The following is a 24,292-nucleotide window of genomic DNA, read 5'->3' as shown; positions in this document are numbered from 1 at the left end:
ATTATGCTAACGTCCATCTCCCTATTGCTGCTCTTCGTGATCTTTGTGGGCGCCCTGTGGTTCCATGACGTCTGGTTCCCTCCCGAGGGGCGAGGATACAAAACGAAACGGAAACTCTACCATGATGGAGTCTAAAGACGGCACCACACATACGATCATACAGCCCACACGTGCGCATCGTCCATTTGTCTACCCAGCCTGGCCGACATCCACACCTGGGCCAGAGGCGACCTGGTGCAAACTCAAGAGAGGTGATTGGGAATGTGGTATACTGAGAAGCATGAGACCACCTATCTTTGTACGCTCCTTGAGCCAGGACGAACGCGAGCAGATCGAAGCGGGTTTGCGTTCATCGGATGCCTTTGTCCTTCGTCGCTGCCAGATTCTGTTAGCATCCGCTCGTAGCAACGAGGGCCAGCCGATGCCCCCATCCGCGACCACATGTCGCTGCGCTTTGTGGATGGTCGTCCGGTGAGCGACATCACCACCCAGTTTCTGGACGGGTGCTGCACGCAATTGCAAGCCCAGGGAAAGACTTGCTGGTTGCTCATCTGGGACAACGCCTCCTGGCATGCCAGCAAACTCGTGCGCAGCTGGATTCGTGAGCACAACGTGCAGGTCAAGACCTCGGGCAAAGGCCTGCGCATTCTCCCATTGTTTCTGCCCAAGCAAAGTCCCTGGCTCAATCCCATTGAACCCAAGTGGGTGCATGGCAAGCGCGCCGTGGTCGAACCCAATGGCTTGCTCAGTGCCAAGCAACTGGCTGAGCGCATGTGCGCCTATTATCGCTGTCCCTATGAAGCTCATTTATCCATTCCTGAAAAGGTCTCTTGAGAAAGCACTAGGCATCGCCCGCAATACGGTGCGGCGCTACTTACGGGGCAAACCGGAGGCGGTGCCTCATCCCAAGCGCGGCTCGGTGCTCGACCCCTACAAGGGACAGATCCGCAGCTGGATGGAGCAGGATCACTTGTACAACTGCGAGACGATGCTGCTGCGCCTGCAAGCGCAAGGCTACAGCAGCCTCTCGACGCTCAAAGCCTTTGTGCATGGGTTGCGTCCGTCTAAAGCAGGCCATTACCTGGTGCTGCGCTACGAAACCAAGCGAGGCAACCAGTGCCCCTTGACCTTCACGCTAGTCAGATCGGCTCCCAGTGCAGGAGTGCGCAGTCCCTGGAAGACCTGCTCGCGCTTGAGATCGGGCACCCGACTGCGGCTTCCTGCACCGCATCATAGACCCGACTGCGACACATCGAGACACCAAGAGCCTCTAACGCCAACGAAGTCGCTCCATAACTTAAGCCCAACAGATAGAGCTTGACGGCCAGTCCTTTGACGCGCAAGGAGCTCTGCGCTGCCGTGACTCCTTGGGGATAGACGCGAAAGGTGCGTTTGCATTTGAGGCACTGATAGCGATAGACCTGCACTTCCTGATAGACTGTATCGCGCAGCACTTTTTTGACTGGCTGATGCAGGCGAAACTTCTGACTGGAGCACTGTGGATCCACACAATGGGTGGGCGGCGTGATCTGCTCGAGCTCCACTTTCGCTAACAACAACTGCAATCGCATGCGTTTCCTCCTTCGGCTTGTTTCTCTCCTTCCCTTTTTTATACCACTTTTACCAACTAACCAACAATCACGACCAACATGAAGATCTTGACAAGGCTACATCCATCAGTATACTTATCTGATAAGATGTCAGACATCTGATATCTGTTATCAGTTATTTGTCTTTTGAGGAAGGGTGAGTTGGCATGGCTAATCTGGCGATTGCACGGCAATCGTTGGTGGAACAGGTGCGCGAAGCAGTGGTTGATCTGCTGCGAGACGAGCAATATACAGCAGGTAGTGCTCTTCCCTCGGAAAAAGAACTGGGCGAGCGTTTTGGGGCTAGCCGGGCGACGGTACGCGAGGCACTCAAGGGGCTGGTGCAGGAAGGTCTGCTTGATTGCCGTCATGGCAAAGGCTATTTTGTGCTCTCACGCGAGGCGGTTTTTCACAAGCCCATTACCCAGTTGCAGAGCGTCACCGAACTTATGACAGAGATGGGCTACACCGTCGAAAATCGTGTCCTGCGCATTCGTGAGGAGATGCCCACGCCACAGGTGCGGCGACAGCTCCAACTGGATGAGACTCAATCTATCCTGCTGCTTGAGCGTGTACGCAGTTCGCGTGGTGAACCGCTCATCTATTCCGTCGATATCTTCCCTCGCACGCTCATTCCGGGCGCGTGGCAAGAGCTGGACTGGTCGGGTTCGCTGCTGCGTCTCTTCGATGAGCAGGCTGCGCAGATTGCCAGTAGCCGCACCACCATCCGGGCCGTCACCCTCCCGACAGAGTTATGTGCGCAGATTGGCGTTTCAAGCCGTACAGCCTGGCTGTGCATGGAACAGCTCAATTTCACCAGAACGGGGAAACCGGTACTCACCTCGCATGATTATCACCGGGGCGAAAATTTTCAGTTTTATGTCAATCGGCGACGCTACTAGCTTTCATGGAAGCCATTCCAAGGCATCGTCCCTGTCGTGGCGGTCACGCTCGCCTATTTCTTCTTCCTTGGAGAGATGCATGTTGCAAGAAAATACCGGGCAGAAAATCATCAATACATCCACTCCACCTGTCAGAGCAGGCAGCGAGGTTTCCCCCATTCCTGCTGAAGATGTAGCACGTCAGTATCAACTGATTGAGCGGGAAATTCACGAAGCCATTGATCGCACTCTGCCGAGTGGCCGCTATGTAATGGGGCCCGAACTGGTAGCTTTCGAGCAAGAGTACGCGGCCTTTTGCGGTACCCGTCATGCCATCGGCGTCAGCAACGGCACAGATGCGCTGCATTTGGCACTGCTGGCTTGTGGCATTGGCCCCGGCGATGAGGTCATTACGGTTCCCAATACCTATATTGCCACCGTTTTTGCCATTACCTACGTGGGAGCTACCCCCGTCTTTGTCGATGTGGAAGCTGATACCTATAATCTAAATCCTCTCCTGCTTGAAGAGGCCATTACCGGGCGTACACGCGCCATTATTCCCGTGCATCTCTACGGCCAGCCTTGCGACATGGAACCAATTCTTGCGATTGCCCGGCGACATGGACTGCGCGTGATTGAAGATGCAGCGCATGCACACGGGGCATTTTATCATGGTATACCTGCCGGGTCATCTGGTGACCTCGGCTGCTTCTCTTTTTATCCCACCAAGACCTTCGGAGCATTCGGCGATGCCGGAGCTATCGTGACGAACGATGCAGCGCTGGATGAACGCATCCGGCAATTGCGCTATATGGGACAGAAAGTCAAGCACCACCATGAAATGATTGGCTACCAGAAACGCATGGATGAGATACAGGCCGCTATCTTGCGTGTCAAGCTGCGCTATCTCCGTGGCTGGATTGCGCGCAGGCAGGAGATCGCTGCCCGCTACCGGCAGTTGCTGGCTGATCTAGAAGATGTATCTCTTGTCCTGCCCTCTGTCGCGCCTGGTCGTACGCATGCTTATTACCTGTACACCGTGCTTGCGCCTCGGCGCGACGAGTTGCGTGCCTATTTGACAGAACACGAAATCGGCACGCAGATTATCTATCCGGTGCTTGTGCCGGATCAGCCTGCCTATCGCGATCAGCATTTCCACTGCGGGCCAATTCCTGTAGCGCGACGTCTGTTCGAGCAAATCCTTTGTCTGCCGATGTTCCCGGAACTGCGCGATGACGAGATCGAACGTGTAAGCGCAGTTATCCATGACTTTTACCGCCGGTTGAGTTAATACATGTTCATTGTCGTCGGGATGAACACTGGAGGTGAAGATGCCCCCAATCACACTTGCCGTCCTGGGAGGAAGTGGTGTAGGCACTCCCGAACTCTTCCATGCTCTGCTCCATTGGCCTGCCAATGCAAGGCCAGAAATGCGCGTTATACTGCTTGGGCGTCCAGGCCGTTCAGAACATAAACTGGAGCGGGTACGCCAGATCAGTCAAAGGCTGGTCAGGCAGGCCAATCCGCCCATAGAGGTCGAGTCTACCACAAACTGGCGAGCAGGATTGGCAGGAGCCGATTACGTATTGAACCAGGTGCGCATCGGCGGGCTGGCAGCACGCGCCCACGACGAAACCTTTCCACAGGCACTCGGCATCGCAGGCGAGGAGACGATTGGGCCGGGCGGCTTTGCCAACGCTCTGCGCACCATTCCCCCTGTGCTTGAGGCGCTGCGATTGGTCAATGAGGTAGCACCACAGGCAGTCGTACTCAATTTGACAAACCCCGCCGGGATAGTTCAACATGCTGCTGGCCGTTATACGGATACGCGCTTCATCAGCCTCTGTGATTCGCCGATGACGCTGGCTGAGGATGTGGCAAAGCTGGTAAAGCTTCCACGTGAAGAGGTCCATATCGACTATCTGGGCATGAATCACCTCGGCTGGATTACCGGTGTCCATAATGAGGCAGGAGACTTGATGGATCAGGCCCTTGAACGGATTGAGCAACTCCCTTACCTGGGCGTTGATAGCACATATATCCGCGCTACCCGCGCTATTCCCATTCCCTACGTGCGCTATTACTTGCACCCGCAGCGCATGCTGGCGCAACAACAGGGGAAGACGCCACGCGCCCGCCAGCTTCAAGAGCTGGAAAAGGAACTGCTCGCAGCTTTCGAGCAGGCTGAAGCCGAAGACGATCCATCCAGGATACTGGGAAGGCGTGGCGCCCTCTGGTATAGCGCCATCATCATCCCGGTGCTGGACGCAATGGTGAATGATCGCAACAGTATATGGGTGGTCAATATCGTAAACAACGATCAGGTTTCCTGGCTGCCATCTGAGACCGTGATTGAAGTTCCAGTCCATATTAATCGGCGCGGCATCCACCCACTGCCGATCCCGGAGGATACGCTTTCAGAGGGCTTACGGGCCTTGCTTTATGCACAGGCAGCATATGAGGCGCTGGCCGTACCAGCCATTGTTGAACAGAAGCGCGACCTGGCTTTACAGGCGCTGGTTGCCCATCCCTTAATTCGTTCGATAGAGCAGGCCGAAGCAGTGGTGCAGGCGGTCTGGCCGGCAGGAGGCATTGAGGTATGAACACGTCCCGGCTCACCGGCGCGCTGGATATCGGCGGCACAAAAATTCTGGCGGGTCTGATCGACCAGCAAGGAGATTTGCTGGCACGGCGACGCATTGAGACGCTGGCAACACGTGGAGCGGAAGAGGTCATCGCACGTGCTGGAGCCATATTGAATGAATTGCTGTGGGAAGTTGGGGCAGATGTAGTGGCACTGCAAGCCATCGGATGCAGCGTGCCGGGACCACTGGATAGCAAGAGTGGTACTGTCATCTTCTCGCCTAATCTCGCCTGGCGCGACGTGCCGTTCGTTGAACTGCTCCATCGCCAGTTTGATGTTCCCATTGCTATCGACGATGACGCGCATTGTGCAGCCCTGGCTGAGTGGCATCTGGGAGCAGCCCGCGGAACCCATTCTGCCGTCTATGTGACAATCAGTACAGGCATCGGGTCGGGCATAATTATCGATGGCAGGCTCTATAGTGGAGCACACGGCTTTGCCGGTGAGGTGGGACATATCACGCTCGACAGAAATGGGCCACCCTGCTCCTGCGGCAATGCTGGCTGTTTTGAGGCTGTAGCTTCCGGCTCAGCCATCGCGGCAAGGGCAAGGGAGGCAGTAATGAGCGGCCAGAAGACAATACTGTCGGCATTCCACGAGAATCCCGCCCTACTCACCGCTAGCGAGGTGATGCAGGCGACGGCAGCAGGCGATGCCGTAGCAGGGCAGATCATCGAAACGGCAGGGGATTTTTTAGGTCTTGGATTAGCAGCGGTGGCATCCGCTTTTGACCCCCAGATTATCGTCGTGGGCGGTGCTGTGGTGCAAGCAAATGACCGATTGTTGGCACACGCCCGAGCAGCCTTTGTAGCACGCGCTATCCCGCCGCTCGGCTCACTGGTCTCCATCGTTCCAGCGGTGTTGGGGGACGAGAGCGCACTGCGCGGAGCAGCCCTGCTGGTTACGGCGCGGATGGAGGAGGCAAGCCATGTTTGAACACATTCCCGTCGATCTGCTGCAACGCGCCATGCAGCCATCGTTGGTCTACGGACACAACATTCTGGTGGAGACAGCACGCCAGATACAGCAGGATTCCACCGGTGGCATTTGTGCCATCTTGACACAGCCTGAACCCTGGACCAGTGCCCGCGAGCAATTTACCGATTTCAATGCGGCGCGGGTAATCTACCTGCATTCGATGGAACAGGAGGAACTGGCGCAGATGGAGCGTATGCTGCCTGCAATCGGGATGGTGATGGGCATTGGTGGCGGACAGGCGATGGACGCGGCGAAATACGTAGCCTGGAAACGCGGCATCCCCCTGATGCTCGCTCCAACCATTATTTCTGTCGACGCGGCAGTGACAAATACGATTGCGGTGCGAGCAGGCAGCCGCGTGCGCTATATTGGCTTCGTAGTGGCCGATGCCATTGCCGTCGACTTCGAGGTCATCAGCAAAGCTCCAGCAGACCTCAACCGGGCAGGCATTGGCGATTTGCTCTCCATTCACACGGCGCTCTGGGACTGGCAGCATGGCAGCAATGATTACGATCCCCTGGTTGCAGGACAGGTCCGCACCATCCTGGATGGACTGGATGAATGGGCCGAAGCCATCTCGCGCTGTGACGAGGAGGCGTTGCGCTATATCATGGAAAGCTTTGTGTGCGAGAATACCCTTTGCCTGCAAACGGGAAGCAGCCGACCGGAGGAAGGCTCCGAACATTTTCTTGCGTACAACATCGAATACATCACAGGGCAGGGCTATGTTCACGGGCAACTCATCTGTCTCTGCACCTACGTCATGGCGAGATTACAGGAGAACCGGGTGCAGTGGGTGAGACAGCTGATCGAGCGGGTACGCTGTCCCTGGCGGCTTCATGAACTGGGTATCAGCCGCGAAGCATTCACCCATGCGCTGCTGACGCTGCGGCACTATACAGAAGCCGAAGCATTTCCCTCGAGCGTGATTACCCTGCGACAGATCACGCCCGAGTTTGCCGGGCAAGTTGCTTCTGAGTGTGAGTAAGAAGGGATGTGAAAAGTGTAAGGCTCAAGAGACGAAAAAGGCTTGAAAGGAGGTAAATTCGTACGCTCATCCGGTTGAAATACCGGCATTATGAGTGCATGAGGCTGTTCGCATTGAGATATGGTTCCTGAAATTGCCATGAAGGCAAGCTCGACATCGTTGCTCGTCTCCGTATCTCTTTTAGTGTTTTGTTCTTTCACCACAGCTTCGGAGGTCTTATGGCAAATACAATCGAAAGCGGCAGGCCAGCGGCAGCGGTCTTTGTCCGCCAGGCGACAGGACTGGTACGCGAACTCTCGTGGGTTGATACGTTCATCATGGTGTTCGCGATTCTGAACATTCCACTCGGGCTGTCGGAGGTGGCAGCATTCGCGACGGGAACCTCAACTTTTCCGGCGGCGAACATGCCCCTGGCGTTCATCTTCTCTGCTCCCGCCATGCTCACCATTGGCATGGTCTATGCCCTGTTTACTGCCGCCATGCCCCGCTCCGGCGGCGACTATGTCTGGGCCAGCCGGGTGTTGCACCCGGCCATCGGCTTCGGGGTCAACTTCTTCGTCACCTTTATTCTGCTTTCCAGCGCCGGCCTCAACAGCCTGCTGATGGCAACCTGGTTCTTGCCCCCGGTTTTCCACATCATCGGACTGGACAATGTGGCGGCATTCTGCGCCGATACTACCGGCTATGGCGCCGTCACGGTTGGTACGGTTGTCACGTTAATCCTGCTGGGCGTCTTTCTGCTCGGCCTGCGGCGCGTGCGCCAGATTATGTTCGGGCTGTTCACCTTCATCATGCTCGGCACGATTTTCTGGCTCATCCTGCTCTTTGCCTCCTCGCACAGCGATTTTGTCTCGCTGTTCAACGCCAGTCAAGGCAATGGAGCTTACGCGGCAGTGCTCGCTACGGCAGCGAAGAATGGCTACAAAATCCTGCCCGCTGCGGTGTTCTTCAACACCTTCCAGGCCGTTATTTACGCCTTCCAGAGCTACAACGGCTTCCAGAGCTCTGGCTACTTCAGCGGTGAAATCAAGCAGGCTCCCTCCTCGGTGATGCGGGCGATGCTGACCGCGTTGATCTGTGGGGCCATCGGATTCAGCCTGGGCATGCTCGCCATCTACCATTACTACGGGCAGGATTTTATCGGCTCGCTGGCTACCAATGGACTGGCCTTCCCTAACTCCAATGCATTGCCTTTCCCGGCGGTAATGCCCGCCCTCGGCCTGTTCGTGACCACGAACCCAATTGTCCATATGATTATTGCCCTGACGTTCCTGGCCGCCATCTTCTGGATTCAGCCCCCGGCGGTGCTGATCGGCACGCGCAACCTCTTCGCCTGGTCATTCGACCGGCTGCTACCAGGCAGGCTGGCCGATGTGAACGAGCGACTCCACTCCCCGGTCATCGCGACGGTGATTGTAGCTATCGTCATCGAACTGTTCACCCTGATTACGATCAAGACGAACTACTTCGGGCAGTTGCTTGGCCTGGCAGCCTTCAGCGCGCTGGTCGGGATTATCATCTCCTTCGCGGCGGTGATCTTTCCTTTCCGCCGGCCAGACATCTTCGAGAAAGCTCCGGGTTTCGTGCGTGCTCGTTTTCTAGGCGTACCGGCCATCTCGATCTGGGGGGCGCTCTCGATGATTGTGAACGGTGTGCTCTGCTACATCGCTTTCACCTCCCCGGCTTTCGGTGGTAGCTCGAACGTGCTTGACCCGACTTTCTTGAAAGGTGTCTTCTTCACTGCTCTTGGCATCATTATTCCCGCCCTGCTCTACTTCGTGTCGCGCTTCATCAATAGGAGCACCCGGCAGCTGGATATAGCGCAGGCGTATAAGGATATTCCGCCAGAATAGACCATAGGCCAGGTCATCCCCCCACCTGGTCAACCGCAAGAGTTGGCTCTACCATCCACCGCTTGCCGGCGCGAATGTGCCAGCAAGGGGTCATAGAGAGTAGAGGCAATTCTTGTGGTCGTCCTGGGTGGTGAGGTTATGGAGTAATCTGGCGGACCGGGCATTGTGATGGAGGCGATGGATAGGAAGGAAGATTCTTTATGAGCGGTTTTCGTTTGTATTTCGTGACCGATATTCACGGGTCGGATGTGTGCTTCCGCAAGTTCATCAACGCGGCAAAGTTTTATAAGGCAGATGTTCTTGTGTTGGGTGGCGATATTACGGGGAAGTTGATCATGCCTATCGTGGAGGGCGATTCCGGTACCTACAGCTTTCGCTGGCATGGCGAAGAGCACCAGGTCAGTGGGAGCGAGCTGGTCAACGCACAGAAACAGCTACGGGATGCTGGCTACTATCCGGCGCTGCTCACGCCGGAGGAAGTGGCCGCACTGAGTGAGGATCAGGGGAAAGTTGAGGAGCTTTTTGTGAAGCTGGCCTGCGAGTCCATCAACCGCTGGATGGAGCTTACCGAGGAGCGGCTGCGCGGCACGGGCGTCGAATGCTACATTTCACCGGGCAACGATGATCCCGTCGCTATCGATGCCATCCTCAATCGGGGAAGACTGGTGGTGAATCCGGAGGAGCGCGTCGTGGTGCTCAAAGGCGAGTGCGAGATGATCTCCTGCGGTACGACGAATATCACGCCCTGGCACAGCCCACGTGAATTGCCGGAAGACCAGTTGGAAAAGTTGCTGGATGGGCTGGCGAGGCAGGTGAGAAATCAGACGAAAGCCATCTACAACATACATGTTCCACCCTACAATACTCCGCTCGATAAGGCTCCAAAGCTCGATAACAATTTGAAGCCCCTGGTTTTGCCAGGCGGTGTGCAGATGGTGCCAGTAGGCAGCACAGCAGTTACAAACGTCATCAAACGCTACTCCCCGATGCTGGCCTTGCACGGCCACGTTCACGAGTCGCGTGGCAACGTGAAACTGGGACGCACGCTCTGCATCAATCCAGGTAGCGAGTATGGCGAAGGCGTGCTGCGCGGCGCACTGGTACAGATTGGCAGAAAAGGCATTGAGGATTTCCTGCTGACAGAAGGATAACCAGGAAGGAGACAGGCTATGGAAACATTGCAAGCAGGCGCGGCACGCGTGGTCATCACGCCACCAATCGGAGTCCCACTTTCAGGGTATTTTGCGGCGGAGGGACGCAAGCAGACAGCGCAGGATGTGCATGACGACCTGTACGCCCGCGCCCTGGTACTCAAAGATGGCGAACGCACCGTTGCCATCGTGACAACCGACCTGATCGGCCTGGATGACGAGGAAGTGGGAGCAGTGCGCGCCATTGTCGAACGCGAAACCGGTATTGCGCCGGAGCATCTCATTGTTGCCTGCACGCATACGCACTCGGGGCCGATTGTTCGCCCTTTTCCGCCCAGCGACCTGGTGCCGGGGCAGGCAGACGAGCACTATTTTCGCCTGCTGCCACGCCTCATCGCTAGCGCGGTCATCATGGCAGAGCGCAGGCAGCGGCCGGCACGCGTGGGAGCAGGAAGCGGCACCTGCTTTATCAACATCAACCGGCGCGAGATCTTGCCGGATGGCACCTTGCGCGGCTTGCCATTTCTGGGCAGAAACCCCGATGGCATTACCGACCGCGAGGTGGGCGTGTTGCGGGTGGATGATGCTACGACAGGTGGCGTGTTGGCAGTTTTGCTCAGCTATGCCTGTCACCCGGTTGTGCTTGGCCCGAATCTCGAAATTTCCGCCGATTACGTTGGCTACGCCGTCAATTTTCTTGAACGGGTGCTGGGAGGAAATGCCGTGGCGATGTTCGCCAACGGAGCGCAGGGTGACATGAACTCCATTGTGCATCCGGGAACATATGCAGACGCCGAGCGGCTGGGAACGATTCTGGGCGCAGAGGCGCTTCAGGTGGCATTGAGCACACAGACCCGGGACGAGGTGCGTATTCAAACCGCGACGCGCCGCACGGAACTGCCGCTCAATCTCGCCGCCTCACCCGAACGACAACAGGAGTATATTCGCTTTCTGGAAGAGGAGCAGCGGCGCTTTGTGGCGGAAGGCGACGAGAGACGGGCCTGGGATATCGAGATGCGCCTGGCAGTGGCTCGCTACCGGCTCTACAATCGCGAGCACCTGGGGCAGCCCTATATGCCTGCTGAAGTCACGGCATTCGGGTTGAAAGGCGATGGTATCAGCGTAGGTCTCGTTTCAGAACCGGCAGAACTCTTCTGCATGTATGGTATGCAGGCGCGGGAGCATTCGCCGTTCGCTACGACGCTGGTACTCGGTCTGGCAAACGGCTTCATCGGCTACGTGCCAACGCCCAACATCTATACAGAAGGCGGCTATGAGTGCGAGGCCACACAGGTTGCGCCAGAGGCCGGCGAGCAGCTCTGTCAGACCATGATCGATGCACTTTATGCCGTTTATCACCTGTTATCCTGAGTGCAACGAAGGATCTAAAGGAAACATCCATGTCTCTACTCGAACAGTTACAACATGCTAATGTCAAACACCTGGAATTCGGGCGCGGCCTCGTTCATGGTCTCGGTTCGCAGTTTGGACGCTATGTCGTCACCAGTATGCCCGTTCCCTGGGGACTGGTCAAGGGGCAGATCGGCGCGCAGCCGGTGAAGGTGATTGACGTACAGGATATGGAGCTGGAACATGCCAAGCAGATCGAGCAAATAGCGCCCTCGTGCGATGCTGTCGTTGCCGTTGGCGGTGGACAGGCAATGGATATGGGCAAGTACATCGCGTGGAAACGGGGCTGCCCACTGATCACTATTCCCACGATAGTTTCCACCAATGCCTATGTCACGCAGGCGGTAGGAGTGCGCAACAATGGCCGCGTGGAGTATATCGGCGCAGTCACACCCGAACTGGTAGTGGTCGATTACGACCTGATTCGTACAGCACCTGCCGAACTCAATATTGCCGGATGCGGTGATATCCTCTCCATTCACACAGCCTCATTCGATTGGAAGCTGGCCTATGATGTGGGGCAGGAACCGCAAGGCTATGTGCCGGAGGCTGTGGAACGCGCACGGGGGCTCATCCGGCGGCTAGATGAAGCGGCGGAAGAGATTCGCACCCTCAGTGATGAGGGCATTCGCACCATTGTCGAATGTTACCTGGAAATTAACGATATCTGTATTCCCCTCGGCCACTACCGGGCTGAAGAAGGGCCAGAGCATTTCTTTGCCTACAACGTCGAGTATCTGACACGGCGCACGTTTGTGCATGGTTGGATTGTCGGTCTGGGCATTCAGTTGATGAGCCAGCTCCAGGAAAATGCCCCTGAAGAGATCGAGGCCATTATGCAACGTGTAGGCTTGCCGCATTCTCCCCGCGCCAACGGGCTGAGCCGCGCCGATGTCATCACTGCCTTGAAGACGTTGCGCGAACGCACACTGGCAGATGAGCGCTGGTACGGCATCATTCACCAGCGCGGCATCACCCCCGATTTCATCGAGCGCGTCACGGCTTCCCTGGATTTTTGACGTGAAGAGATGTTCTGGCTATGCAGTTACTTGGAAAGGGGGGTTTTGTGGTATAACATTCTAAACATGGGTATGTTCTTGCGTAGCAAGCCAACAAAAAACCGCTCAGCATGACACGTGAGAGGTCCTTTTTCACGATATAAAGGGTACAAGATGAAACCAGAACCCGATACTGATACCAGCAGTTCGCATGACGAAAAACCTCCGACGCTTGAGGCGGGGCAGGAAGAGGCGCAACGTTTGATTGCGCTGGCACAAGAGAAAGGAATTACGCTGCGCGCGCTGGGCGGTGTTGCCATACAGCTGTGCTGCCCGCATGCTAGCCATCGTGCGCTCAATCGCAGCTATGCTGATCTTGATTTTGTCGTGGGCAGCAAGCAGACTCGCGCTCTTACCAGCCTTTTGACCGCTAACGGCTACTCAGCCAATCGTCGTTTCAACGCCCTGCATGGCGAAAAACGGCTGCTCTTTTATGATGAGCCGAGATCGCGGCAGGTGGATATCTTCGTGGGCAGTTTCGAGATGTGCCACAAGCTGTCGCTCGACCAGCGCCTCCACCTCCATCCCTTGACGCTCAGCCCCGCTGATCTGCTATTGACCAAGCTTCAGATCGTGCAATTGAATACGAAGGATATCCAGGATGTACTCGCGCTGCTGCTCGATTTCCCGCCTGTAGAATCCTCAAGGCAGCCGGGCGAAGAATTGGATGTGAGCATCATAACGCGGTTGTGCGGACAAGACTGGGGCTGGTTTACAACAGTAAATGACAACTTCGAGCAGATAAAAGCACATGCAACCGAGTTGCTGGAGCCTGAAGAAGCTGCACTTGTGAATGAGCGTATCGAGACGATCCGGCGTCTGATGGAGGAGGCGCCGAAATCCACGGGCTGGCGTATACGCGCGCTAGCGGGTCGGCGTATTGCCTGGTACGAGCTGCCGGAAGAGGTCAACCGCTGACACCTCTTTATTTCCGATTACCTGTACTACCCGTTTTGTCCGGCGTCGATGGTTGAAGCTTCAAAACTGAGAATGGGATTGGCCTGGAAAGCCAACAATGAAGACCAGCCCACTCACCACGAGAACAAATACCAGCATCGAGAAAGAAACGGCTTTCCACTAGCACGCGGACCTTTACTGCAAGCGGCTCGCAAAGGCATAGTCTTCAACACCAGGTCTTCCATCCTTTTAAGACAGGCGGTTTTTCTCTGGAAAAGAGGGTAGAGCCTGCAGGTATCAATAATCGAGCTGGCCGAGTTCAGGTAAATAGGTTTGCAAACGCGTGTAGAGGTCCCGGTATAGTGCGAAACCCTTGCGATACCGTTGCACTGCACTGATTTGCGGAAAATAAACCGGCCCCCGCGTGATAAAGCGAGCAATATCACTCCAATCAGTACACATACCCACCCCCATAGCGGCTACGTACGCGGCTCCGAGAGCGGAAGCCGCCTGGCCTGCTACTACCTGTACGGGCAGATCTACGACATCAGCAGCTATTTGCATCCATAGCGCGCTGCGACTCCCGCCATCAGCCGCCACTACATGGCGGATTGGCCGTCCCGCTTCTTTCAGGAGCGTCAAATGATGCGCGAAGCCGTAACAAACTGCCTCCAGTACAGCACGATACAAATGTGCGCGGGTGTGATGTAACATCACGCCGGCGAAAACACCACGCGCTGCCGGGTCGAAAATGGGCGTCTTCTCCCCCAGGAAATAGGGCAAAACGACAATTCCGCCCGCGCCCGGCTCTACCAGCTGCGCCTCGCTATCCAGCTCCTGTGGAGATGTGCCACCGGCCAGCTCTTTAGCAAACCACTTGACCAGCGAGCCACTAGCGGCCATACAACCGTTAATCAGCGTCAGGCCTGGAATATCGTGATAGTCAAAGTAGAAATGTGGATCGGGGTCGGGGCGCGCATCGCAATACAAGATATCGCCGGCGCCGCCAAATTTCAGCAAAACATCGCCGCTCTGGGTAAGCCCCGCTGCCAGCGCTGCCGCTACATGGTCGGCGCTACCTGCGACTACAGGAGTGCCGCTGAGGAGGCCCGTCAATCGTGCGGCCTCTTCGCTTACCCCGGCCACAATTTCCACCGGCGCATGTACAGGGGGCAACAGGGCGGGATCGATGCCGGCGTGTTCCAGGTAGGGTCGATGCCAACGGTGCCGCGTTACGTCATACAGGCCGCTTTCGACAGCCCAGTTCTCCTCCAGTGAGTAATGACCGGTGAGCCTGTAGACGATGAAGTCATACGAGCCACACATATGCGCAGTCTGTTCGACAACTTGAGGCTCATGCCGCCCCAGCCAGCGCCACTTCGTATCAATGCTTTGCTGATTCGGAACACCTCCAGTGATGCGCAGAAATTCTCGCGGGTCCACGGCGGCACGTAACTCTTCGACCTCCTGAATCGCGCGCACATCATTTTGCTGAATGCCGGGCCGCAGTGGAGTACCAGAGGCATCGAGCAGGAGCAGAGCAGGCACCATCCCGGAGATTCCTATCGCCTCGATGGCTCGCGGCGGAACTACTTGAAGCAGGCGACGACAGGCTTCGCAGCAAGTTGCCCACCATTGTTCTGGATCTTCTTCCGCCCAGCCAGGATGAGGAGAACGCAACTCATGGGGTAATTCGACCTGCGCCACGATACCCTGTTCGCGCTCTAAGGCAATCGCCTTCAGAGCAGTTGTACCAACATCGATACCCAGCACATAGCGAGCAATCATGGATGTGCCTCACTCAAAGCACGCGCGGCACGAACTTCATCCATAAAACGGCGAACGCGCTCCGCATCGACGGGATTCCAGGTGTAGCCGTCGTATTTCAGGCCTGTGCCGACGATGACGCCATCGGAAACGGCCAGGGTGTCACGCACTGTTTCAATTTTCACGCCGGTATTGGCCAGCACGGGCGTACCAGGTACAGCGGCCCTGGCCTCGCGAATATGATCGAGGTTGACTTCCGCGCCCGCCATGGCTCCCGAAATGAGAATGGCATCGGCCAGCGAAGAAACAACGACGCTATGGGCCAGCGCACCAATTGGGCGAGGCGAAACAGGGCGCGCAAACTCAGGCTCGATATTGAAAAACAGGCGCACCTGTTGCGCGCCAATGTGCCGCCGGTAGTCCAGCGCCGCGGCAGCATCCGGTTGCCACAACCCCATATCGCTATCGTAGACGCCGGTGAAGACCTCGCGCACAAATGTTGCCTGCACGGCCTGGGCTACCGCGATGGCGGCCAGCGGGTCCCAGAGAAGGTCAACGCCATAAGGAAGCCGGATATGCGGGCGCAATTCTCCAATGACCGCTGCCATGGCGGCAATGGGCGCACGATCAATATGAAATCTGTACGGGCGATCTCCCTCGTTACAAAACAGCAGGCCATCCACTCCGCCATCTTGTAAGATATCCAGGTCGCGCCTCAACGCATCCACTATGCCTGCCATTCCTGCTTTACTGTCATAAAGTGGGCGCCCAGGCAGAGGCAGCAGGTGCATCATCGCGATCACCGGCTTTGTCTGCCCGAAAAGGGTTTCCAGTAACGAACGATTTGAAGTATCCGCGCGATCATTTCCATTCACATTGGACATGCTTTGGCCCCCTGATTGTCATTCTGAGCACAGCGAAGAATCTTCGCCCTGGCGTTCACCACGTCTTTTTCATGATGCTAGCATTTACTCGGGCGGCAGTTCGCTGTAAATGAGGTCGAGATTCACTCCTTGCCGCGCCCTCACAAAACGCGCCACATAGAAGATCACCAGGCCGATTACGATGAGAGCTCCCATAAAGATGAAGCCCGGCAGCGGCCCCAATTGAGGCGTAGCAATGCCAAGTGACTGGTAAGAAAGCACCAGGTACGCCAGACCAATCATCACCGCTATAGATAGTACCGCAACTACGGGCAGCAGCGGAATACCCGCAATCCTCACATTCGCCGGCGAGTTTTTAAACAGGTCGGGACGGCGTAGAGGAAACACAATCGCCGCCACGCTCACACAAAGAATGGTCACCACTCCGGCCAGCACACCCATAGAGAGCAGCGTGGCGAACGAACTTGAGAGTACCGACCAGATCAAGATGGCTGTGACAATCAGCGAAGCAGTAATGATGGCCGGAACCGGCGCGTGCGTGCGCTCGCTCACCTCCGAAAGCTTGCCGGGCAGAATGCGGTCGAAAGACCAGGCGAAAATCGTGCGCACGGGCATAAACGTATTGGGAAACATGGCCGGCAGGTTCCAGAAGACAAAGCTCACCGCGATCAGTAGCGCGAAGACGCTATTGTTGGCCGCGATACTCGCCATCAAGTTGTAGTAAGGCAGCACCGGCAGCGGATAGGTAGTAGTGCCTGCCAGGGCATTGATGCTGGCGATAAATTGCTCGGTCGCGCTACGGTAGAGAAGCAATACGCCAATAATCATAAAAAGCGAGTCCCACACCAGCGCACCAATCATGATAGAAACCTGGCGGCGCAGCTTCCCGGCAGATTTGAGTTCTCCGGCGATATAGACCGACCACCAGTTCCACATCATGAAGGTCATAATAATGGCAATGACCGGCAGGGTCGAGGAGAATTGATGCCCGCCAGTGAAAACAAAGCCAATCTTAGAGGCAGCGGTCTCGATGGCTTGAAAGGAATTCGCACTGTGCGTAAATGGCCGCGCAAAGGCATTGAAGTTGGCGATGAAGCTCGCATTTGAGCTTATCAGCAGGGCGATAAACGCCAGGAAGGTGCCCAGGCTAGCAATCGTCCAGCACACATTCTGTACGCGGAACGATGCTTTCGTTCCGGCTGACATAGCCACCGCGAGAATAATAATTAACAGCAGACCAAGCCCGAATGTCCACCACTGGCCGACGGTATCGCTACCGCTCACAGCATTGCCCGCGTTAATCAGGCTATTGTTTTGCGTGACCGCGCCCAGCACTGCCAAGGCCGGGCCGACCGCCAGCACCGCGAAAGAGCGCGCCCAGAAGGCCGCGCCAATCAAGGCGGAGACCGCCGCAGAAAAATTGCTGAACACGGCAACTGCCGGATGCAAGATACGGCTGATCCACACGTAGTCGCCGCCGGTGCGAGGCATAGCCGATGCCATCATCGACATCATGATGCAGACAGGAATATTGACCAGGAAAGCGATCAGCAACGCCAGCACCAGGTCGGCTCCAGGGAACGATCCCAGCGCGTAGAAAATACCGAAAGCCAGGGTCGCCCCCACAGGCGCAGAGAAGACCGCGTTGAAAATAATAGCGTCTATCACCGATGCTTCACGAACAAGACCCGATGATTGCCGCACATAGAGGGATGAGGACGTGGAAGATGCAGATTCTGATTGCATGTCGACTCCTTGTTTCAATCCCCATCAGGAAGCCGGGAAAAGGTCCGGTTCCTGCCGCTTCCACGTGGGGAGAGTATAGTAACCAAACCCGAACATGTCAAGCGTAAATGCACCAGGCACTACAAGGAAAGGAAATACTTGACATACAAGAATTTATTAGCTAAAGTATACAGCAAAGAACATGATCTGTCAATGAATATATGTAATTGTTTGTTCTATCTTGTTAGAGGACGGAGAAGCGCATCTTATGCTGGCGAGTGAGCGGAGAAGGCTTATTCTGGAGCGGGTGGCCGAGCTACAATCGATTGAGACCCAGGCGCTGGCCGATGAGCTGGGAGTGTCCGTGATGACCATCCGGCGCGATATTAAGCGGCTGGAACAGGATGGTTTTTTACGCCAGACATACGGCGGCGCGACCGTCCACATTACCAAAAGTGTGGAACTGGGCTTTAACAGCCGGGCATTACAGAACGCCGCGCAGAAGCGATTGATCGGCGCGTGTGCAGCGCGGATGATTGAGCCTGGGCAGACATTGTTTCTGGGTGAGGGAACAACCACTTCCCAATTCGCGCAGTTTCTTCCTCCCCATCCGCATCTGCAGGTAATTACAGCCTCCCTTTCGCACGCCAGCCTGCTCTGCTCGCGCAACATTCAGGTCATCGTACTCGGTGGCAAGCTGCACAATGATGAACTCACCATGACCGGCCCTATCGCGGAATCCACGCTCCACCGTTTTTACGCGGATGTTTGCATCCTGGGCGCGGCAGGAGTCGATCCCAACGTCGGGGTGACGGAGTTAGATCATGAAGTGGCCTCGCTTCACCGGCTGATGATGGAGCGCGCGAGCCGCGTTATTGTGCTGGCCGATCATGGGAAGCTCGGTCTTCGCGCTCCCGCTGTTGTCGCCCCCATAGCGATGGTGACGAATCTGGTGACCGACGAAGCGGCTCCCGCGGAGATGCTCGATCAACTCCGGGCCTGCGGCGCGCAAATCACATTGGCGCGCCAGCGAACGACTGAACCTGAATCAGAAATGGTGAAGTAATGGCGACAACAATCTACTACGCCAGCGATGTGCATGGCTCCAACCGGTGCTTCCGCAAGTTTTTAAACGCGGCAAAGTTTTATAAGGCGCAGGTGCTCGTCATGGGCGGCGACATACTGGGGAAAGGCCTGGTCTTCCTTGAAGAGGTACGACCGGGGGTGTACGTCACACAAGTCCGCGGCCAGCGCCTTGAACTGTCATCAGAAAGCGAAGTGCAGGCCTTCGAGAAGGCAGCTGCCGATAAGGGGCTGTATCCTTATCGCTGTCGCAAAAGCGAACAAGAAGCGCTTGCTGCTTCGGGCGAGATCGAAAGCCTCTTTGAACACCTGATGAAAGCGCGCCTCGAGGAATGGGTGGCGCTGGCGGATGAACGCCTGGAGGGTACAGGCGTGCGCTGCTATATCATGGGTGGCAACGATGATCCACCTGCTGTCCTGGAGGCGCTCGCCGCCGGTCGCATCGTGCGCAATCCCGAGGATGGCCCCGTTATGTTGGATGATACGAGCGAAATGATCAGCCTCGGCTGGTCGAATCCTACCCCCTGGAACACGCCACGCGAATGCAGTGAAGATGAACTTGGTCGCCGCATTGATGCCCTGATGTCCCGGGTCAAGAGGCCTGACGCGCTCGTTATGAACCTGCATGTTCCTCCTTATGGAAGCGGGCTGGATGACGCGCCGGAGCTCAACGCCGATTTAAAGGTGCAGAGCAACCTGGGCCAGACACGCTTTAAACCCGTTGGCTCGACAGCCGTGCGCGCAGCCATCGAGCGTTATCAACCCCTGCTTGGCCTGCATGGTCACATTCACGAGGCTCATGCCTCTTGCAAGATTGGGCGCACCGTCTGTATAAATCCCGGCAGCGATTTTAGCGAGGGCGTTCTGCATGGAGTACTCGCCACCTTGCATAAAGGAAAGCTGCGCGGCTACCAGATGGTGAGCGGTTAACACCTTTGAGGCGCTAAACATGGAGGGAGGCCCTATGTCTCGCATACACCTCGGCATCAATACCTGCTTCGCCGTCAAACGCTGGCCAGAGCCGGAGCAGTGGGTGCGTATAGTACACGATGAACTTGGACTGGATTGTTGTCAATTCAGCTTTGACCTGATCGATCCATTGTTCGATGAGGAGGCAGTCCAGGCCTACGCAGACGAGACCAGAGAGGTTGCTTCCGCGCGGGGTCTCCAGATTCACAGCACCTTTACCGGCCTGGCCGCCTACTCCTGGAGCCAGTTGCTGCATCCCGATGCGCGTTTGCGCCTGGCCGCACTGCGCTGGTATAAGCGAGCGATTGAGGTGACCGCTCGCCTGGGCGCCTGGGGGACAGGTGGACACATTGGCGCGTTTAGCGTGCGAGATTTCTCGCATACCGAACGTAAATCGGCACTGCTGACCGAATTGCAAGAGCATCTCTCTACCTTGTCCGACTACGCGTCACAACACGGTTTGCGTTTTCTGCTGTTCGAAAATATGGCGGCGGAGCGCGAATGGGGACACACACTTGACGAGGCGCAGTGGCTCGATCAATTGGACACAGCAGTTCCGCTTGTCCTCTGCTTTGACGTGGGGCATGTCTTACGCACGAATACCCTCAGTGCTACCTACCAAAACTGGTTCGCCGCTTCCTGGAGGCAGATACCAATCATTCACTTGCAGCAAAGTGACCTCCTGAACGACCACCACTGGCCATTTACCGAAGCATACAACAAACAGGGTGTAATAGAAGCCGGGGATATTCTACAGGCCATTGCGCATTGGCAGAGGCACGAAGATCTCTATCTCTTTCTCGAACCTATCCATCCTTTCGAGGCTCCAGATACACTGGTACTGGACGAATTACGCGCGAGCGTTACATACTGGCGGCGATTTCTCGTTCAGCAGAGTCCAGGTGCCAGTTCATAGAGCCAATGTGTCTTGAGAGAGGGCAGAGCGAAATCGAGTGGTGTAGAGACGGCCAATAAAGAAAGGGAACGACCATGTTTCGCCTGGAAAAGAAAATCGCCTTCGTGACTGGAGCCGGCTCAGGCATCGGAGAATCTATCGCGCGACTTTTTGCGCAGCAGGGTGCGCATATTGTGCTGGCAGACCTTCGAGAAGATGCAGCGCAGCGAGTTGCCGGTGAGATTCAAGAAGCGGGAGGAAGCGCGCGGGTACAACAGTTGGACGTTGCCGAAGAGTCTCAGGTGAAGGCTGCCATAGAGCAGATCGCCGCGCGCGAAGGAAGGCTCGATATCCTGGTTAATAATGCAGGTATCAGCCACGTTGGCTCTCTGCTGGAAACCAGCTTTGAGGATTGGGAGCGCGTGATGCGAGTGAACGCGGGTGGTGTTTTCCTGTGCGCACGTGAAGGGGTACGACAAATGCTGGCGCAATCGCCAGGGGGCGGCGTCATTATCAACATGGCCTCGGTCGCGGCGATGATCGGGATCGAGCGGCGTTTGCCCTATTGCGCCAGTAAAGGTGCGGTGCTGGCCCTCACACGCTCGATCGCCATCGACTTCGTCACACAAGGCATTCGCTGCAACGCCATTTGCCCCGGCACGGTGCAGACACCTTTCGTCGAGGGCTACCTCGCCCGCAACTTCGCCGGACATGAGGACGAGGTGCGCCAGCAGTTGCACGCCCGCCAGCCCGTCGGACGCATGGGACTTCCGAATGAAGTTGCCCATGCCGCTCTATACCTGGCTTCAGACGAGGCAGCCTTCGTCACCGGCTCGGCCCTCGTTATTGATGGCGGCTGGACAGCAAAATAAGCCTTGCAAGATAAAAGGAGAAAATAACCTGTGCCTTCTCAATCAGAAGCTTCCGGATAATGGCGTGGTTTGGTCAAAGTGTGCAAAGTACGTGATGATAAAATCACGCAATTCACGCGCGGCAACAGAGAGGTAGCGCTCCTTTGACCAGAGCAAAGCCAACTCACGCTGGCAGAGTGGCTCTTCGATATGGACGCGTGCAACCGCTATCTCAGGGACGCTCTTCCAGACAAGCGCGGGAATACAAGCAATACCCAGTCCAGCTTTGACAAGGTGCAACAGCGCCATAGGCTCATCCCCCTCAAACACGACATGTGGAGTAAAACCTGCCTGTTGACAACACGTGTCGATAAGTTTGCGCAGACTATATCCCTGTTTGAGTGCTAAAAAGGGCTCTTGCGCAACTTCGTTCAAACGGACTGTCTTGCGTTCCGCCAGGCAATGCCCCGGCGGGACCGCAAGCAGAATTTCCTCCATCATCAATGATGTATACTCGATCTCTGGCCGTTCGAGCGGCGGGGCAGAGAAGCAAAGATCAATTTCTCCGCGTTCAAGCTGAGCGAGCATTTCCTGACGAGGAGAGCCAAAAATGCGGATGTTGACGCCTGGATGGCGCTCACGGAAGGACTGGAGAAGACCAGGGAGGAGATAGATACTCATCGACGCGAGCGACACTTGCCCCTGCTTCCCTTCTGCCAGATCAGCCAACTCGCGCTGTCCATCATCCAACGCCGCAAAAACCTGCTCGACACGCCGTAAAAACGCTTTGCCATACTGGTTGAGCTGGATCTTGCGTCCCTGTCGATCGAACAGCGAGACACCCAGCTCGTGTTCAAGATGAATAATGGTCTTACTCAGAGAGGACTGGGAAATGTAGAGTTCTTGCGCTGCCTGCGTCATATGCTCAAGCCGGGCAACGGTCTGAAAATAGCGAAGCTGGAGCAGATCCATCGCCTTTGTATCCTCTCTTATGGCTGCAGAGTCATGGATATATGAATACATATGTATTGTAACACATAAGATGACCGGTCTACAATCAAACCACACGGTCATGCACAAACCAATATGGTGTTGAAGCTTGTGGTCAGCCAGGTTTCTGCCGGGTGAATATCCTCACAGAAGAGAAAGCGGAGGTTTTCTGACATTTATGATGCACAAAAAAGAGATAGAACTTGCTGTTGAAACTGACGCAACCAGGGGCACGCCCCTGACTCAGCGACCTGGTAAACGCCTTGTCAGTGCGGTGCTGGCGGGGACGCTGCTGAACCCGCTCAACTCGTCGATGATCACCGTTGCGCTCATTCTGATCCAGACGAACTTCAGGATCAGCGTGACCACCGCGTCATTGCTCCTCTCCGGCTTCGCACTAGCGGCTGCTATCGCACAGCCCTTGATGGGTCGATTCTCTGACCTGTTCGGTCCCCGGCGTGTTTTCTGCACCGGCTTACTCATGGTCGGGATAGCAAGTGCGTTCGCGCCATTCGTACCGGCATTCGGCTGGTTGATCGCCATTCGTATGGTGCAGGCACTCGGTACCTCGGCAGCATACCCGGCGGGACTTGCCATCATTCGCGCTGGCGATCCACAAGGCAAGGCTCCTGCAGGAACGCTCGGCGCAATCTCCATCACCTCGTCGGTGAGCGTTGCTCTCGGGCCGGTGCTTGGTGGGTTTCTGGCGAGGCTTTTGGGCTGGCCTGCGATCTTTCTCGTCAACGTTCCACTGACCATCGTGGGTCTCATTCTGGCCTTGCGTTGGTTGCCAGCAGACAGCACCCCTGGTCTGGCCACACTGGAAGACTCGCCGTCGCGCCTCTCGGTCGCACAAGCGGCGGTGAGAATGGCCGACGTTCCTGGGATCGTCTTGTTCAGCGGGATGCTGGCTAGTCTCCTCGCATTCCTGCTATCACTGGCCAGCGGCCCGCTGTGGCTCTTGTTACCGGTCGCCCCGCTTGCCGCTGTCCTACTGGTTCTACGCGAGCGCGGTGTGGCTGAGCCATTTCTTAATGTGAGAATGCTGGCTGCCAACCGCCCGTTGATAGGTGTCTATGCTCAATTTGCGGGTGTCAATATCGTCTTCTACGCCGTCTTCTTCAGCATGCCACTCTGGTTAGAACAGGTGCGCGGCTTCGATAGCGGCATGGCAGGACTCCTGCTGCTGCCTATCTCCGGTATGGGTGTACTGGCCACACCCATCGCAGCGCGGCTCATCAGCAAATCTGGCCCCAGACCGGCCCTCATCATCGGTTCCTTCACGCTCATTGTGGGCTCCCTTTTGCTGCTGGTCTTCAACGCTGCCACCCCGGTGATCGTGATCCTCGCTATCGGGGCCATCCTCGGCATTCCCAACGGCTTCAATAACCTCGGCCTACAGGCTGCTCTCTACGAACACGCCCCGGCCAGGCAGATGGGTGCTGCGAGTGGTCAGTTCCAAACCTTCCGCTACGTGGGAGCCATTCTCGCCACCAGCCTGCTTGGGACAACGATCACCAGCGACGGCCTGCATATCATTGCCACCATCCTTACTATCATCAGCGTACTGCTTCTGCTGGCCAGCTTCCCGATCTATCGGCTGCGGCACGTGAGAAAAGGCGAGTGAATCTTGGAGTGAGGATGGTAAGGAGGTTCTCCGTGGCAAGAAAACAAGCACG

At 56.4% G+C, this 24,292-nt stretch carries 22 protein-coding genes; 17 read left to right on the top strand and 5 right to left on the bottom strand.

Features of this window, described 5'->3' with window-relative positions; genetic code table 11:
• Positions 1–121: 121 nt before the first annotated feature.
• Positions 122–475 carry a hypothetical protein gene (locus tag VFA09_13820; GenBank protein ID HZU68348.1) on the top strand — a complete coding sequence of 118 codons (354 nt, stop codon included), beginning with the start codon at positions 122–124 and terminating at the stop codon, positions 473–475.
• The gene (locus tag VFA09_13815; GenBank protein ID HZU68347.1) at positions 472–834 is read left to right on the top strand and encodes a transposase; all 363 of its coding nucleotides are present in this window, start codon (positions 472–474) and stop codon (positions 832–834) included. Before VFA09_13820 ends, VFA09_13815 begins: the two co-directional genes overlap by 4 nt.
• A gap of 305 nt (positions 835–1,139) precedes the next feature.
• Here the strand turns inward: VFA09_13815 and VFA09_13810 are convergent, their stop codons facing one another.
• The gene (locus VFA09_13810; GenBank protein HZU68346.1) at positions 1,140–1,571 is read right to left on the bottom strand and encodes a hypothetical protein; all 432 of its coding nucleotides are present in this window, start codon (positions 1,569–1,571) and stop codon (positions 1,140–1,142) included.
• A 185-nt stretch (positions 1,572–1,756) separates the two neighbouring features.
• On the opposite strand from VFA09_13810, the gene VFA09_13805 reads away from it, so the two are divergent.
• The 10 genes from VFA09_13805 (at position 1,757) to VFA09_13760 (ending at position 13,470) form a co-directional block, all read left to right on the top strand.
• Positions 1,757–2,491 carry a GntR family transcriptional regulator gene (locus VFA09_13805; GenBank protein ID HZU68345.1) on the top strand — a complete coding sequence of 245 codons (735 nt, stop codon included), beginning with the start codon at positions 1,757–1,759 and terminating at the stop codon, positions 2,489–2,491.
• Between the two features lie 79 nt (positions 2,492–2,570).
• Positions 2,571–3,761 carry a DegT/DnrJ/EryC1/StrS family aminotransferase gene (locus VFA09_13800; GenBank protein HZU68344.1) on the top strand — a complete coding sequence of 397 codons (1,191 nt, stop codon included), beginning with the start codon at positions 2,571–2,573 and terminating at the stop codon, positions 3,759–3,761.
• Between the two features lie 40 nt (positions 3,762–3,801).
• Positions 3,802–5,073 (top strand): hypothetical protein, encoded by a 1,272-nt coding sequence (locus tag VFA09_13795; GenBank protein HZU68343.1) that lies wholly within the window; start codon positions 3,802–3,804, stop codon positions 5,071–5,073.
• Positions 5,070–6,050: an ROK family protein gene (locus VFA09_13790; GenBank protein HZU68342.1), complete on the top strand. Its 981-nt coding sequence runs from the start codon at positions 5,070–5,072 to the stop codon at positions 6,048–6,050. Before VFA09_13795 ends, VFA09_13790 begins: the two co-directional genes overlap by 4 nt.
• Positions 6,043–7,080, top strand: a complete 1,038-nt coding sequence (locus tag VFA09_13785; GenBank protein ID HZU68341.1) for an iron-containing alcohol dehydrogenase — start codon at positions 6,043–6,045, stop codon at positions 7,078–7,080. Before VFA09_13790 ends, VFA09_13785 begins: the two co-directional genes overlap by 8 nt.
• A 218-nt stretch (positions 7,081–7,298) precedes the next feature.
• Positions 7,299–8,933 carry an APC family permease gene (locus tag VFA09_13780; GenBank protein HZU68340.1) on the top strand — a complete coding sequence of 545 codons (1,635 nt, stop codon included), beginning with the start codon at positions 7,299–7,301 and terminating at the stop codon, positions 8,931–8,933.
• Positions 8,934–9,133: 200 nt separating this feature from the next.
• On the top strand, positions 9,134–10,084 hold the full coding sequence (locus VFA09_13775; protein ID HZU68339.1) for a hypothetical protein: 951 nt from the start codon (positions 9,134–9,136) through the stop codon (positions 10,082–10,084).
• Between the two features lie 18 nt (positions 10,085–10,102).
• A complete protein-coding gene (locus VFA09_13770) occupies positions 10,103–11,455 on the top strand; it encodes a neutral/alkaline non-lysosomal ceramidase N-terminal domain-containing protein (protein HZU68338.1) in 1,353 nt (450 codons plus the stop codon).
• A 29-nt stretch (positions 11,456–11,484) separates the two neighbouring features.
• Positions 11,485–12,513 carry an iron-containing alcohol dehydrogenase gene (locus VFA09_13765; GenBank protein HZU68337.1) on the top strand — a complete coding sequence of 343 codons (1,029 nt, stop codon included), beginning with the start codon at positions 11,485–11,487 and terminating at the stop codon, positions 12,511–12,513.
• Between the two features lie 153 nt (positions 12,514–12,666).
• Positions 12,667–13,470, top strand: coding sequence for a nucleotidyltransferase family protein (locus VFA09_13760; protein ID HZU68336.1), 804 nt, complete (start codon positions 12,667–12,669; stop codon positions 13,468–13,470).
• A 276-nt stretch (positions 13,471–13,746) separates the two neighbouring features.
• Here VFA09_13760 and VFA09_13755 read toward each other — a convergent pair whose 3' ends face one another.
• The 3 genes from VFA09_13755 to VFA09_13745 all read right to left on the bottom strand — a co-directional run bounded on the left by VFA09_13755 (position 13,747) and on the right by VFA09_13745 (position 17,846).
• Positions 13,747–15,237 (bottom strand): FGGY-family carbohydrate kinase, encoded by a 1,491-nt coding sequence (locus VFA09_13755; GenBank protein HZU68335.1) that lies wholly within the window; start codon positions 15,235–15,237, stop codon positions 13,747–13,749.
• On the bottom strand, positions 15,234–16,100 hold the full coding sequence (locus VFA09_13750; protein HZU68334.1) for a BtpA/SgcQ family protein: 867 nt from the start codon (positions 16,098–16,100) through the stop codon (positions 15,234–15,236). Before VFA09_13750 ends, VFA09_13755 begins: the two co-directional genes overlap by 4 nt.
• A gap of 84 nt (positions 16,101–16,184) precedes the next feature.
• Positions 16,185–17,846, bottom strand: coding sequence for an amino acid permease (locus VFA09_13745; protein ID HZU68333.1), 1,662 nt, complete (start codon positions 17,844–17,846; stop codon positions 16,185–16,187).
• Positions 17,847–18,093: 247 nt separating this feature from the next.
• On the opposite strand from VFA09_13745, the gene VFA09_13740 reads away from it, so the two are divergent.
• The 4 genes from VFA09_13740 (at position 18,094) to VFA09_13725 (ending at position 21,644) form a co-directional block, all read left to right on the top strand.
• Positions 18,094–18,891 carry a DeoR/GlpR family DNA-binding transcription regulator gene (locus tag VFA09_13740; protein ID HZU68332.1) on the top strand — a complete coding sequence of 266 codons (798 nt, stop codon included), beginning with the start codon at positions 18,094–18,096 and terminating at the stop codon, positions 18,889–18,891.
• Positions 18,891–19,838 (top strand): hypothetical protein, encoded by a 948-nt coding sequence (locus VFA09_13735; GenBank protein ID HZU68331.1) that lies wholly within the window; start codon positions 18,891–18,893, stop codon positions 19,836–19,838. Before VFA09_13740 ends, VFA09_13735 begins: the two co-directional genes overlap by 1 nt.
• Positions 19,839–19,872: 34 nt before the next feature.
• Positions 19,873–20,793, top strand: a complete 921-nt coding sequence (locus tag VFA09_13730) for a TIM barrel protein (GenBank protein HZU68330.1) — start codon at positions 19,873–19,875, stop codon at positions 20,791–20,793.
• A 74-nt stretch (positions 20,794–20,867) separates the two neighbouring features.
• A complete protein-coding gene (locus tag VFA09_13725; GenBank protein HZU68329.1) occupies positions 20,868–21,644 on the top strand; it encodes a glucose 1-dehydrogenase in 777 nt (258 codons plus the stop codon).
• A 42-nt stretch (positions 21,645–21,686) separates the two neighbouring features.
• Here the strand turns inward: VFA09_13725 and VFA09_13720 are convergent, their stop codons facing one another.
• A complete protein-coding gene (locus tag VFA09_13720) occupies positions 21,687–22,595 on the bottom strand; it encodes a LysR family transcriptional regulator (GenBank protein HZU68328.1) in 909 nt (302 codons plus the stop codon).
• Positions 22,596–22,791: 196 nt separating this feature from the next.
• Between VFA09_13720 and VFA09_13715 the strand changes: the two genes are divergently transcribed.
• A complete protein-coding gene (locus VFA09_13715; protein HZU68327.1) occupies positions 22,792–24,240 on the top strand; it encodes an MFS transporter in 1,449 nt (482 codons plus the stop codon).
• Positions 24,241–24,292: the final 52 nt, after the last annotated feature.

The organism is Ktedonobacteraceae bacterium (assembly GCA_035653615.1).
In the GTDB taxonomy this organism is placed as follows: domain Bacteria; phylum Chloroflexota; class Ktedonobacteria; order Ktedonobacterales; family Ktedonobacteraceae; genus DASRBN01.
This window is presented reverse-complemented; position numbering and strand designations above follow the sequence as displayed.